12 protein-coding genes are annotated in these 12,814 nt (G+C 69.1%); 5 read left to right on the top strand and 7 right to left on the bottom strand.

Annotated elements, in window-relative coordinates:
* Positions 1 to 142: 142 nt before the first annotated feature.
* On the top strand, positions 143 to 1,591 hold the full coding sequence (locus AB0O44_RS10235) for a TIGR00366 family protein (RefSeq protein ID WP_364137047.1): 1,449 nt from the start codon (positions 143 to 145) through the stop codon (positions 1,589 to 1,591).
* A gap of 82 nt (positions 1,592 to 1,673) precedes the next feature.
* Here the strand turns inward: AB0O44_RS10235 and AB0O44_RS10230 are convergent, their stop codons facing one another.
* The 3 genes from AB0O44_RS10230 to AB0O44_RS10220 all read right to left on the bottom strand — a co-directional run bounded on the left by AB0O44_RS10230 (position 1,674) and on the right by AB0O44_RS10220 (position 5,187).
* Entirely contained in the window at positions 1,674 to 2,699 is a 1,026-nt protein-coding gene (locus AB0O44_RS10230) for a GNAT family N-acetyltransferase (RefSeq protein WP_364137045.1), read from the bottom strand.
* Between the two features lie 2 nt (positions 2,700 to 2,701).
* Positions 2,702 to 4,087 carry a glycine--tRNA ligase gene (locus tag AB0O44_RS10225; protein ID WP_364137043.1) on the bottom strand — a complete coding sequence of 462 codons (1,386 nt, stop codon included), beginning with the start codon at positions 4,085 to 4,087 and terminating at the stop codon, positions 2,702 to 2,704.
* A 125-nt stretch (positions 4,088 to 4,212) separates the two neighbouring features.
* Positions 4,213 to 5,187, bottom strand: coding sequence for a DMT family transporter (locus tag AB0O44_RS10220; protein ID WP_364137041.1), 975 nt, complete (start codon positions 5,185 to 5,187; stop codon positions 4,213 to 4,215).
* A gap of 33 nt (positions 5,188 to 5,220) precedes the next feature.
* On the opposite strand from AB0O44_RS10220, the gene AB0O44_RS10215 reads away from it, so the two are divergent.
* Positions 5,221 to 5,457, top strand: a complete 237-nt coding sequence (locus tag AB0O44_RS10215; protein ID WP_290258422.1) for an RNA-binding S4 domain-containing protein — start codon at positions 5,221 to 5,223, stop codon at positions 5,455 to 5,457.
* 20 nt (positions 5,458 to 5,477) lie between these two features.
* On the opposite strand, the gene AB0O44_RS10210 is transcribed toward AB0O44_RS10215, so the two are convergent.
* Positions 5,478 to 6,140: a phospholipase gene (locus tag AB0O44_RS10210; protein ID WP_364137039.1), complete on the bottom strand. Its 663-nt coding sequence runs from the start codon at positions 6,138 to 6,140 to the stop codon at positions 5,478 to 5,480.
* 148 nt (positions 6,141 to 6,288) lie between these two features.
* On the opposite strand from AB0O44_RS10210, the gene AB0O44_RS10205 reads away from it, so the two are divergent.
* Together AB0O44_RS10205 and AB0O44_RS10200 are read left to right on the top strand one after the other, a co-directional pair.
* Positions 6,289 to 7,128 carry an SGNH/GDSL hydrolase family protein gene (locus tag AB0O44_RS10205; protein ID WP_364137317.1) on the top strand — a complete coding sequence of 280 codons (840 nt, stop codon included), beginning with the start codon at positions 6,289 to 6,291 and terminating at the stop codon, positions 7,126 to 7,128.
* 65 nt (positions 7,129 to 7,193) lie between these two features.
* Positions 7,194 to 7,778: a hypothetical protein gene (locus tag AB0O44_RS10200; RefSeq protein WP_364137037.1), complete on the top strand. Its 585-nt coding sequence runs from the start codon at positions 7,194 to 7,196 to the stop codon at positions 7,776 to 7,778.
* A 19-nt stretch (positions 7,779 to 7,797) separates the two neighbouring features.
* On the opposite strand, the gene AB0O44_RS10195 is transcribed toward AB0O44_RS10200, so the two are convergent.
* Entirely contained in the window at positions 7,798 to 9,282 is a 1,485-nt protein-coding gene (locus tag AB0O44_RS10195; RefSeq protein ID WP_364137035.1) for a CoA-acylating methylmalonate-semialdehyde dehydrogenase, read from the bottom strand.
* Positions 9,283 to 9,312: 30 nt separating this feature from the next.
* Entirely contained in the window at positions 9,313 to 10,215 is a 903-nt protein-coding gene (mmsB, locus tag AB0O44_RS10190; protein WP_364137033.1) for a 3-hydroxyisobutyrate dehydrogenase, read from the bottom strand.
* Between the two features lie 171 nt (positions 10,216 to 10,386).
* On the opposite strand from mmsB, the gene AB0O44_RS10185 reads away from it, so the two are divergent.
* Complete coding sequence (locus AB0O44_RS10185) at positions 10,387 to 11,286, top strand: LysR family transcriptional regulator (RefSeq protein WP_364137031.1); 900 nt, start codon at positions 10,387 to 10,389, stop codon at positions 11,284 to 11,286.
* An 81-nt stretch (positions 11,287 to 11,367) separates the two neighbouring features.
* On the opposite strand, the gene AB0O44_RS10180 is transcribed toward AB0O44_RS10185, so the two are convergent.
* Positions 11,368 to 12,750, bottom strand: a complete 1,383-nt coding sequence (locus AB0O44_RS10180) for an MFS transporter (RefSeq protein WP_364137029.1) — start codon at positions 12,748 to 12,750, stop codon at positions 11,368 to 11,370.
* Between the last annotated feature and the right edge of the window lie 64 nt (positions 12,751 to 12,814).

Genomic DNA, 12,814 nt, shown 5'->3' with positions numbered 1-12,814 from the left:
GCAGATCGACCGCTCGGCGCTCCGCCGCCCGCCTGAGAGCCTAGGCCGGGGCCAACACGCGCCGATGAACCCGGGCCGGGGCGGGGCGCTGGCTAAACTCCATCGGGTAGAAAAACGCACTCAATGGAGAGGTACACCCCCGGTGGCAAACACAGCCCTGACCACAAGCACGATCGGCGAGGAACGCGGTCTCGCCCGGATCGCCCAACGGATGGCCGCCTGGACGGAGAAGTGGTTCCCGGACGCCTACATCTTCGCCCTCGCCGGGGTCATCATCATCGCCCTCGCCGCACTGGCCATCGGCGCCTCCCCGCAGTCGATCGCCGACTCGTTCGGCAACGGCTTCTGGGACCTGACCGCCTTCACCCTGCAGATGGCCATGGTGGTCCTCACCGGCTACGTCGTGGCAACGTCCCCGCCGGTGGCGCGCCTGATCAGCCGCCTGGCCATGGTCCCGGCCACCGCGCGCACCGCCGTCAGCTTCGTGGCCCTGATGTCCATGTCCGTGTCCTTCCTCAACTGGGGCCTGAGCCTGATCTTCGGCGGCCTGCTGGCCCGCGCCATCGCCCGCCGCAAGGACCTCACCGTCGACTACCGGGCCCTCGGCGCGGCAGCGTTCATGGGCCTCGGCGCCGTCTGGGCCCTCGGCTTGTCCTCCTCCGCCGCCCAGCTGCAGGCCACCCCGGCCTCGCTGCCGCCGGCGCTGCTGAAGATCACCGGCGTCCTGGACTTCGGCACCACCATCTTCACCTGGCAGTCGCTGCTGACCCTGGCCATCCTGATGCTGCTGACCACCGTGATCGCGCACTTCTCCGCCCCGCAGGGCGGCTCGATCCGCACCGCGCAGGACCTGGGCGTGGACCTCGACGACGCCCCGACCGAGCCGGCGCCCCGGTCCCGTCCGGGTGAATGGCTCGAATACAGCCGGATCCTGCCGATCCTGGCCGGGCTCCTGACCCTGGGTTGGCTGGTCTCCCAGTTCCTGACCAAGCCGTTCCTGTCCGTGGTCAGCAGCCTCAACGGCTACCTGCTGGTCTTCCTCATCCTGGGCCTGGTGCTGCACGGCACGCCGCGGAACTTCCTGCAGGCAGTCACCAAGGCTGTCCCGGCCACCGCCGGCATCCTGGTCCAGTTCCCGCTCTACGCCGCGATGGCCGCGATCCTGACCAAGGCCACCGGCGCCGGCGGCATGTCCATCTCCGGGCACCTGGCCGAATTCTTCGCCCAGATCGGCAGCGGCGGCGGCTTCGCCGTCGTTATTGCCCTCTACACCGCGGTGCTGGGCCTGCTGGTCCCCTCCGGCGGCGGCAAGTGGCTGGTGGAGGCCCCGTACGTGATGCAGTCCGCCACGGACGTGCAGATGAACCTGGGCTGGACGGTGCAGATCTACAACATCGCCGAGGCGCTGCCGAACCTGGTCAACCCGTTCTTCATGCTGCCGTTGCTCGCGGTGCTGAAGCTGCGGGCCCGCGACCTGGTGGGCTTCACCTTCCTGCAGTTCCTCTTCCACCTCCCGGTGGTGCTCCTGCTGGTCTGGCTGCTGGGCATGACCTTCGACTTCGTCCCGCCGGTAATTCCTTCGGGAAAGTAGCGGGTAAGTAGCCCTTAACCCTACTGACCCGCAGCCGTTGTCATCATGACAACAGCTGCGGGTCAGTGTATTTTAAGGCGGCTTAGGCGGGGTCCGAGAGGATCAGCGTATCCGCCTCGGCCAGCCGGGCGGTGCCTGCCGCCAGCAGGGGTTCGACGACGGCGGTCAGCGCCTCCATCGAGTCGTCAAGTTCCAGCAGCACGGGGTACTGGTAGGCGATCAGAGCCAGCAGGTCCCGGACGGCGGCCCGCGCGTCCTCCGCGGACAGCTCCGGGTCGTGGCCCAGGAACACGTCCGAGGGCTCGGCCCCGCCCGCACCGGCCGCGCCGGCATCGGGGGTGCCCGTCTCCAGTGCACCCGTCTCCAGAGCGCCCTGCGCGTAGCTGACGGCGAAGGCCTGCAGCTTTCCCTTCCTGCTGGCCGGAACGCCTGCGCCGAAGGCACTGGCCTTCGGTGCGCGCAGCACGATCGCCCCGCGGGCCCCCGTCAGGTCATCGAGGAACAGCCGCTGAACCGTGGCGACGCTGAGCTCCCCCGGGCTGTCCCAGTGGTGCACGGCAGTGTAGTACCGGCCCACGACGTCGCTCAGTTCCACCGAACCGGTGGCCAGGTCCTCAACCCGCTCGGAAGCCGCGGCCTCTGAGCCGTCGCCGAAGACGGGCAGCTTCAGGGCGCCGGGTTCGACCACCACCAGGCGGGACCGCTGGATGGGTGTCAGGCCGGCGGCCTCGGCGAAGCCGGCGCCGGGGGTGCCGGGTTCAACCTTGGTCCGCAGCCGGGTCACGCCGGAGGGCGACTGCTGGGCCTCGTGCCGGAGCATGGCCAGCAACGTCGAGCCGATGCCGGCCCGGCGGTGGTCCCGCGCCACCTCGACGTACACCCAGAGGCGTTCCGGGTGCAGCGTGGCCTCGTGCACGACGCCGGCCGCGACCGGGATGGCCACGCCGTCGACGACGTCCTCGGCCACGATGCAGCGGCGCCACGGGGTGTTGCTGGAGGGCGCCAGGGCGGCGCGGAACTGCCGGGCCTGGTCCGTTTCCGGGCCGCCCCAGATTTCCAGCAGCGCCAGGTCGTCGCCGTCGCGCCAGGGGCGGTACTCGATCGCCATGCTCAGGCGCCGATCAGCCGCGCGGCGAGGTAGCCCTCCACCTTGTCCAGGGCGACGCGCTCCTGGCTCATGGTGTCGCGCTCACGGATGGTGACGGCCTGGTCCTCGAGGGTGTCGAAGTCCACGGTGATGCAGAACGGGGTGCCGATTTCGTCCTGGCGGCGGTAGCGGCGGCCGATCGCGCCGGCGTCGTCGAAGTCGATGTTCCAGTTCTTGCGCAGCTGCGCGGCGAGGTCCTTGGCCTTGGGCGAGAGGTCCTCGTTCCGGCTCAGCGGCAGGACGGCGGCCTTGACCGGGGCCAGGCGCGGGTCCAGCTTGAGCACGGTGCGGATGTCGACGCCGCCCTTGGCGTTGGGGGCCTCGTCCTCGACGTACGCGTCGATCATGAACGCCATGAAGGACCGGGTCAGGCCGGCGGCGGGCTCGATCACGTACGGGGTGTAGCGCTCGTTGGTCGCCTGGTTGAAGTAGCTCAGGTCCTGGCCGGAGGCCTTCGAGTGGGTGGAGAGGTCGAAGTCGGTGCGGTTGGCGATGCCCTCGAGCTCGCCCCACTCGGAGCCGGAGAAGCCGAAGCGGTACTCGATGTCCGTGGTGCCCTTGGAGTAGTGGCTGAGCTTTTCCTTGGGGTGTTCGAAGAAGCGCAGGTTTTCCTCGCGGATGCCCAGGCCGGTGTACCAGGCCATGCGCTCCTTCATCCAGTACTCGTGCCACTGCTCGTCGGTGCCCGGCTCGACGAAGAATTCCATTTCCATCTGCTCAAACTCGCGGGTGCGGAAGATGAAGTTGCCCGGCGTGATCTCGTTGCGGAAGGACTTGCCGATCTGGCCGATGCCGAACGGCGGCTTCTTCCGGGAGGTGGTGAGCACGTTGTTGAAGTTCACGAAGATGCCCTGGGCGGTTTCGGGGCGCAGGTAGTGCAGCCCCTCTTCGCTGGCCACCGGGCCAAGGTAGGTCTTGAGCAGGCCGGAGAATTCCTGCGGCTCGGTCCACTGGCCGCGGGTGCCGCAGTTGGCGCAGACGATGTCCTTGAGGCCGTTCTCGGCCGGGCGGCCCTTCTTCTCCTCGTACTCTTCCTCGAGGTGGTCGGCGCGGTAGCGCTTGTGGCAGGAGAGGCATTCGACCAGCGGGTCGGAGAAGACCTCGACGTGGCCGGAGGCTTCCCAGACCTGGCGGGGCAGGATGACCGAGGAGTCCAGGCCGACGACGTCCTCGCGGCCGCGGACGACCGACTGCCACCACTGCCGCTTGATGTTTTCCTTCAGCTCGGCACCGAGGGGACCGTAGTCCCAGGCAGAGCGTGAGCCTCCGTAGATTTCGCCGGCCTGGAAGACGAATCCCCGTCGCTTGGCGAGGGAGATGATCTGGTCGAGTACGGATTTTGCTGCCATGGGAACTCCATTTTCTACAGGGCCGCTGGGTGCGGTCCGCGCTGTTGGCCCCGGGTCACCGGCTGGTTGCCGGGCGGGGTGGTACGAACGGGGTGATTCAAGGTCCTAGCCTACCCGTGTGGCCCCTACCGTTTCAGCGCGTTCCGGGACCAGGGCAGGCTGGCCAGGACGATCGCGGCGAGGGTGAGCAGGGTGCCCAGCACGGTGGGGAGGGCGACGACGGTGCCGGGGGCCGGCAGCGCGAGGTCCAGGCCGAGCGAGCCGAGGAGCTGCCCGGCGATCATGCCGAGGCCGGTGACCAGCACGCCCAGGCTGCGGACCAGGAACGCGGCGACGGCGATGAAGATGCAGCCCATCGGGCCGCCGAGGTAGTACCACCACTGTCCGGGCAGGCCGTTGCCAGCCCCGGCGATGGCCAATTTGATAGCCCAGGCCAGCCACAGCAGCACGCTGCCGGCGATGAAGTTCACCAGGGTGGCGGTGATGGGGGTGCCGTAGTGGACGGTGGCGGTGCCGTTCATCGCCTGCTGGAAACTCATCAGGAAACCGGCCAGCACGGGCAGCAGCACCGGGAGGATGAGCTGCAGCGGGTCGAGGGCGCCGTCGCCCCCGGAGAACCGGGGTGAGACGGCCCAGGCGACGGCGGCGACGGTGAGGACGCTGCCGAGGACTCGGATGCCGGTGATGGGCCGCTTGCCCGCCGGGCCGATGCCCATCCGGTCCACCAGCAGGCCGCTGAGGGTCTGGCCGGTGACGGCGGCGACGGTGAACAGCGCCACGCCGAGCAGGCCCACGGTGAAGGACTGGGCGAAGACGAAGAGTCCGCCGATGGCACCAGCCAGCACGTAGTAGCGGGGGAAGCGGCGTTCCCGCAGGGCCGGCAGCACCTCCGCCAGCCCTGCCCTGCCCCTGGGCAGCGCCAGGGAGATGGCGATCATCAGGATCAGGCCGGTGGTGAAGCTCACCACAGCGGCGGCGAGGCCGTCGGCGAGCGCCGTGCCGAGGGCGCCGTTGACGCGGGCCTGGACGGGGACCAGGAGGCCGGCGGTGACGGCGGCGAGGAGTCCGAGCGGCAGCGGCAGCCGGGGCGTGTGGGTCATTGGTGGCACCTTTGGTCAGGCATTATTGCTTGTATGAGCAACCCGGAAATTGATGAGGTCCCGATCCGCGACGAGATGATCCGGCTGGGGCAGCTGTTGAAGCTGGCCAGCCTGGTCGAGGACGGGGTGGAAGCGGCGGAGCTGATCAAGAACGGGCTTGTGAAGGTCAACGGGGAGATCGAGGAGCGCCGCGGCCGGCAGTTGCACCACGGCGACGTGGTCACGGTCAACGGCGAGTCGGTCCGGATCAGCACCCCCGCGGGAGCCTAGCGCGGCGTCACGGCAGTCCCCTAGGCGGTGAGCACCTCGTGGGTGAGGAACTCCCCCACATGGCCCACCTCCTGCTGGTTGATGCCGTGCCACATGCCCGTATAGAGCACCTTGGTGAGCTTGACGTGCCTGCGCACCCAGCCCATGGTGAATTCGATCTTGTCCGGGGTGATCACCGGGTCCTGCTGGTCCCGCCCCCAGAACATCGGAACGGTGCCATCCAGATCGGCGTCGTGGAAGGTGGGGTCACCGGCGGCGTCCACGGCGAAGCCGGAGAGGCCGACGACGGCGGCGTAGGCCCCGGGGCGGCGGCGCAGCAGCGTGGTGGCCAGGGCCATCCCCATCGAGAAGCCCAGCAGCGTCACCGACGGGTGTTCCCCGCTGACCGAGTCGATCCAGTGCTCGGCGTAGGCGGCGGCTTCCTTGACCGCGTCGAGGGAGTACTCGATGGACGCCGTCAGCGGGAACCACGTGAAGCCGGGGCCGGTGGGCAGCGGTGCCCGCAGCGCGGCCACGACGAACTCCTGCGGCAGCATGTCCGCGAGGCTCATCAGGTCCTGTTCGTTGGCGCCGTAGCCGTGCAGCAGCACCAGCAGGGGCCGCCCGGCCCGCTCGGATTCGGGCCGGGACCAGAGGACGACGGGTTCGGGAAAGGTTGCCGGGTAGCCGGCGGCGTCAGTCATGGCTCCATTCTTGCAGTTACCAATCAGTAACATGCGACGGTGGCGCGATTTGCGGGGCAGGGGGCAGGATGGAACGGTGAGCGAAACAAAAGCAACGGAGAACGATCCGGACCGCACGGTCAACCACCCCTGGACCCGCTACGTGGCGATGGGCGATTCCTTCACCGAGGGGATCGGCGATCCGGAACCCGCAAGCCCCGGCGGCCACCGCGGCTGGGCGGACCGAGTGGCCGAGGAACTCAGCCGGGGGCACGACGACTTCGCCTACGCCAACCTGGCGGTGCGCGGCCGGTTGCTGCAGCAGATCGTGGACCAGCAGCTCGCCAACTGCCTCTCGCTGAAGCCGGACCTGGTCACCCTCTCCGCCGGCGGCAACGACCTGATCCGCCCCGGCGGCGACCCCGACGTGCTGGCCGAGCGGCTGGACTCGGTGGTGCAGATCCTGAGCCTGAACGGCGCCACGGTGGTGCTGTTCAACGGCCCCGACACGGGGTCCTCGGTGCTGGGCCGGATCCGGAGCAAGGTGGCGATCTACAACGAGAACCTCCGGACGGTGGCGGCCCGGCACGACGCGGTCATCGCGGACATGTGGTCCCTCCGGCAGCTGAGCGACCCTCAGATGTGGGATGCGGACCGGCTGCACTTCTCCCCGCTGGGCCACCACACGATCGCCGCGATGGTGCTCGATTCCCTGAACGTCCGGCACACCCTGGAACCTCTCTCCCCCAAGCCGCTGCCGCCGCAGACGTGGCGCGAGGCGCGCACCGGGGACCTGATCTGGGCCCGGGAGCACTTCGTGCCGTGGGTGGTGCGCCGGCTGCGGCACCGCTCCTCCGGCGACGGCATCACCGCCAAGCGTCCGCTGGCGGGGCCGGTGTTCGGTCCCGGCGTGCCGCTGGGCTCCGGTGAGGGCCCCAAGGGCACCGGGACCGGTGCCGCCGGGGGTTCGGTCGGCAGCGCGGACGCCGCCGACGCCCTGCGGTCCTGAGTCCGGCACCGGCCGCGGGTGCCGGGCGTTAAGCTGGGAGATCATCTTCTGAGAGGCCCGGTACCGTGAGTATTTTCTTCTGGATCATCATCCTGTCCCTCGTGATTCCTGCCGCCATGCGCTACTACCGGCGCTCGGTGCAGAACAAGAACCGGGACCAGGGCCCGTACCAGGGCATGCCGGGCGGCTTCGGAGGTTTCCCCGGCACCGGCCCGGGGCCCGGCGAGAGCAACCAGCCGCGGGACGGCTTCACCCAGCGGGACTACTACGGCGGCTTCGGCCAGCTCAATCCCCCGCAGCCGCCCGCCGGCCAGCCCTACCCTGAGCAGTACCCGGGAAACCAGTACCCCGCCGGCCAGCAGTACCCCGGAAATCCTGCCCAGGGTAGCCAGTACCCGGGCAGCCCGTACCCCGCCAACCAGTCCCCCGCGCCGCAGCCGCCGGTCCCCTACGAGGACAGCGAACAGTACCGGAACAACCCGCCCCGGCCCGCCCCGCAGCCGCAGGACGTGCCCCCGGTCCTGCCGCCGTCGTCGAACGCGCAGGGCTACCGCGCCCGCAAGCTCGCCGAGCTGGACCAGATGTACAGCAACGGCGAGCTTGCCATGGAGGATTACATGGCCCGGCGCGCGGAGATCATGAAGGGCTGATCGCGACGGGTCCGCTGCCCTAGTCGACCTGAGGGAAGCCCAGGTCGATCACCGAGGTGGAGGGGTCGGGCCAGCGGGTGGTGACCACCTTGCCGCGGGTGTAGAAGCGGATGCTTTCGGGCCCGTACATGTGGGTGTCGCCGAAGAGCGAGTTCTTCCAGCCGCCGAAGGAGAAGGTCCCTACCGGCACCGGGATCGGGACGTTGACGCCCACCATGCCGGCCTCGACGTCGAACTCGAACTGGCGCGCCGCTCCGCCGTCGCGGGTGAAGATCGCCACACCGTTGCCGAACTCGTTGTCGTTGACCAACTGCACCGCGTCGGCGTAGGTCTCGACCCGGACGACGGAGAGCACGGGGCCAAAGATCTCGTCGTCGTAGACCTTCATGCCGGGCTTGACGTGGTCGATCAGGCTGACGCCGATGAAGAAGCCGTTGGAGTCGAACTCCTGCTCGCGGCCGTCCACCACCACGGAGGCGCCCTCGTCCGCGGCGCCCGCCACGTACGATGCGACCTTGTCGCGGTGCTCGGCGGTGATCAGCGGCCCCATCTGCGAGGCCGGGTCGGTGCCGGGACCGATCTTCAGGGTGGCCATCCGGGTCTTGATCGCGCCGACCAGGTCGTCGGCAATGTTGCCGACGGCCACCAGCACGCTGACGGCCATGCAGCGCTCACCGGCCGAGCCGTAGGCGGCGGAAACCGCGGCGTCGGCGGCCATGTCCAGGTCTGCGTCCGGGAGGACCACCATGTGGTTCTTGGCGCCGCCGAGGGCCTGGACGCGCTTGCCGTGGTCGGCGGCGCGCTTGTAGATGGACTGGGCGATCGGCGTCGACCCGACGAAGCTGACGGCCTTCACGTGCGGGTGTTCCAGCAGCACGTCCACGGCCTCCTTATCGCCGTGCACCACATTCAGGACGCCGGCGGGCAGCCCCGCCTCGGCGAAGACCTGCGCGATGAAGACGGCGGAGGACGGGTCCTTCTCGCTGGGCTTGAGCAGCACGGTGTTGCCGCAGGCCAGGGCGCTGCCAATCATCCACAGCGGCACCATGGCGGGGAAGTTGAACGGGGTGATGCAGGCGACGACGCCGACGGGTTGGCGGACGGAATGGACGTCGACGCCGCCGGAAACCTGCTCGGAGCGTTCGCCCTTGAGGGCATGGGAGAGCCCGGTGGCGAACTCGATGTTCTCGAGGCCGCGGGTGATCTCGCCCTCCGCGTCGGAGAGGACCTTGCCGTGCTCGCTGGTCAGCAACGCGGCCAGCTCCGGCCGGCGCTGCATCAGCAGCTCGCGGACCCGGAAGAAGATGGCGGTGCGGCGGGCCAGGCTGGTGGCGCGCCAGCCGGGCAGGGCGGCGCGGGCGGCCGCGATGGCTTCCTCGACCCGGGCGGCGGAGGCGAGGGCGACTTCCTTCTTCTGCTCGCCGGTGGCCGGGTTGAAGACGGGGCCGTAGCGCTCGGCGTCGGAGACCAGTTCGCCGTTGATGACGTGGGGAATGCGTTCCATGGTGGTTCTCTTTCTTGGGGGGTTCCGGCGCTACTTGGCGGCTTCGAAGGAGCCGTCGACCAGCTTCACGATCGCGGAGCAGTCGGTGCCGGACTGGCCGCCGTCGATCAGCCGCTGGAAGAGCTGCTGGACGTGCTGGCCGATCTCCAGCGGGGTGCCGGTGTCCTGGGCGGCGCTGATGGCCAGTCCGATGTCCTTATTGGCCAGTTCCGCGGTGAAGGTGGGGGCGAAGTCGTTGTTGGATGCGGCGGTCGAAACGACGCCGGCCACCGGGTACCAGGTGCGCAGCGCCCAGCTGTCGCCGGAGGAGACGGAGGCGATGTCCCAGAAGACCTGCTTGTCCAGGCCCAGCCGGTCGGCCAGGACGGCGCCCTCGGCGGTGGAGGCGAGGTTGATGAAGAGCATCAGGTTGTTGCAGATCTTGGCGGCCTGGCCGGTGGTGGCGCCGCCGGTGGGGATGATGTTCGCGGCCATCGGCCGGATGAACTCGGTGGCGTCGGCGACGGCGTCGGGCTTGCCGCCGATCATGAAGGTCAGGGTGGCGGCCTTGGCGCCGCTGATGCCGCCGGAAACCGGGGCGTCGACGAAGCGGAAGCCGGCCTCGGCCGCGGCGTCGTGCAGGGCCTGCGCGGAGGCGATGTCAATCGTGGAGGAATCCACCAGCAGGGTTGTGGCGTCCGCATGGGCCAGGACGCCGTCCTCGCCGAGGTAGACGGCGCGGGCGTGCTCGCCCTTGGGCAGCATGGTGAAGACGACGTCGGCGCCCTTGACGGCCTCGGCGATGCTGCCGGCGGGGGTCACTCCCCCGGCCTCGGCGGCGGCGACGGCGTCCGGGTTGAGGTCGAATCCGCGGACCTCGTGTCCGGCCTTGGCGAGGTTGACGGACATGAATCCGCCCATGTTTCCCAGTCCGATCCAGGCGACAACTGCCATGGCTAAAGCTCCTTTGCTTGGTGTGGCTGATGGTTCCGTGCGGAACTCCCCGCGCTTCGGCGGGGCACTGTGTCCACCATCACACCCTGTTACAGTGCAATCAAGACAAAAAAGTGAAGATGCCATGTGCAGCCATGCACATAGCATCCGAAGCACCGAGAGGCCCGGACCGTGAACCGCCTGCCCAGCCCCGATGACCTGCTGATCCTGCTGACCGTGGCGCGGCTGGGCCGTTTCAACGCCGTCGCGGAGACCCTGGGCACCACGCACACCACCATCTCCCGCCGGATCCTGGCGCTGGACAAACAGCTGGGCGGCCGGACCCTCGAGCGCACCCCGCAGGGCTGGGAACTGACCGAACTCGGCGGCCAGGCGGTGGCGGCGGCGGAGGCGATCGAGGGCACCCTGGGCGCGCTCAGCGGCCGGATCGCCCGGCGGGATGACGTGCTGGCCGGGCTGGTCCGGATCAGCACCCCCGACGGTTTCGGCGCCGAGTTCGTCACGCCGGCTCTGGTCCGGCTGCAGCGCGAGCACCCGCAGCTGAACGTGGAGGTGCTCAGCGCCACCCGCAAGGTCAGCCAGAACCGCTCGGGTGTGGACCTGGAGGTGGTGGTGGGCAATCTGGAGGTCAGCAGCGCCCAGACGATCTTCCTGGCCAACTACTTCCTGCGGCTGTACGCCAGCCCGCAGTACGTCCGCGAACACGGGACGCCGGAGACGCTCGACGACGTGCGCCGGCACGGCTTCGTCTCCTACGTGGAGTCCGCCCTGCAGGTGGCCGAGCTGGGCCACCGCTCAACGCAGCTGCCGTTGCCACGGTCAAGCTTCCAGGCCACCAGCATTTTCGCCCAGCTGGAGGCGGTCCGGCGGGCGGCCGGGATCGGGCTGCTGCCGAACTTCCTGGTGGCGGGCAAGGAGGGCTTCGTCCCGGTCCTGCCGGCCGACTTCCAGCGCCAGCTCCCCATCTGGGCCGCCGCGCGGGCCGAGTCGCTCCGCTCGGCACCGGTGCAGGCCGTGCTGGCCGCCCTCCGGGCCGAGATCGCCGAGCGGCAGGACGTGCTGACGGGATAGCCCCGAACAGCGGCAGCCCCCGTCCCGCGGTGCGGGGACGGGGGCTGCCGGTGAAGCTGGTCGTTCGTTACGTCTTGCCTGCTATTTTTTGCCTGCGGCAAGGAGGTCGGCCGTGCCCTGGGCGTCGGCGGCGTCGACGTCGTGCAGGGAGATGCCGCGGGTTTCCTTCAGGAAGAGCACCGCGACGGCGGTGATCGCGCAGGCGATCGCCAGGTAGATGGCAACCGGGACGGAGGACTTGTACTCGCCCAGCAACGCCACTGCGATGATCGGGGCGAGCGAACCGGCCACGATCGAGGTCACCTGGTAGCCGAGGGAGACGCCGGAGTAGCGCATCCGGGTCGGGAACATCTCGGCCATGATGGCCGGCTGGCCGGCGTACATCAGGGCGTGGAACAGCAGGCCGATGATGACCGAGGCAAGGATGATGAAGTCGTTGCCGGTGTCCATCATCGGGAAGGCGAAGAAGCCCCAGGTGGCACCGAGGACGGCGCCGGCCATGTAGACCGGGCGGCGGCCCAGGCGGTCGGACAGCCGGCCCACCATCGGAACCACAGAGAAGTGAATGGCGTGGGCGATCAGCAGCAGCATGAGGATGCGGGTGGTGTCGGCGTGGACCACGGTCTTCAGGTAGGTGATGGAGAAGGTGACCACGAGGTAGTAGAGGATGTTCTCCGCGAAGCGCAGGCCCATGGCGGTGAAGACGCCGCGGGGGTAGCGGCGGAAGACCTCGGCAACGCCGTAGCCCTTGTGGCCGGCTTCGACTTCCTTGCGGGCCTCGAGGAAGATCGGCGCATCGTTGACCTTGGTGCGGATGTAGTAGCCGATCAGGACGATCACGGCGGAGAGCCAGAAGGCCACACGCCAACCCCAGCCGAGGAAGTCGGCGGAGGACAGGACCGAGGAGAGGATGAACAGCACCGCGGTGGCGAAGAGGTTACCCAGCGGCACGGCGGACTGCGGCCAGCTGGCCCAGAAGCCGCGGGACTTGCTGGGGCTGTGCTCGGCCACCAGCAGGACGGCGCCGCCCCACTCACCGCCGACGGCGAAGCCCTGGGCGAAGCGCAGGAAGACCAGCAGGGCCGGAGCCCAGTAGCCGATCTGGGCGAAGGTGGGCAGGCAGCCCATCAGGAAGGTGGAGACACCCACCAGGATGATGCTCAGCTGCAGCAGCTGCTTGCGCCCGAACTTGTCACCGAAGTGGCCGAAGACGATGCCGCCGATGGGGCGGGCGACGAAGCCGACCGCGTAGGTCAGGAAGGCGGCCAGGATGCCGTCCAGTTCGGTCTGGGAATTGGGGAAGAAGGCCTTGCCGAAGACCAGGGTTGCGGCGGAGGCGTAGAGGAAGAATTCGTACCACTCCACCACCGTGCCGGCCATGGAGGCGGCGACGACTTTCTTGAGGCCGGACGCCTTGACGTCGGTTTCCTCTGCGCGCCTCGCGGCGGCGTTTTCCGTGCTCATAAGAACTCCTTCGGTGTCGCCATCGACACCCTGCGGCTTACTGGGCTGACTCCGTGTGAGTTGG

It is taken from the genome of Arthrobacter sp. NPDC080082 (assembly GCF_040686595.1).
Classification (GTDB): domain Bacteria; phylum Actinomycetota; class Actinomycetes; order Actinomycetales; family Micrococcaceae; genus Arthrobacter.
Note: the sequence above shows the minus strand (reverse complement) of the source record. Positions and strands in the feature narration are given on the sequence as shown.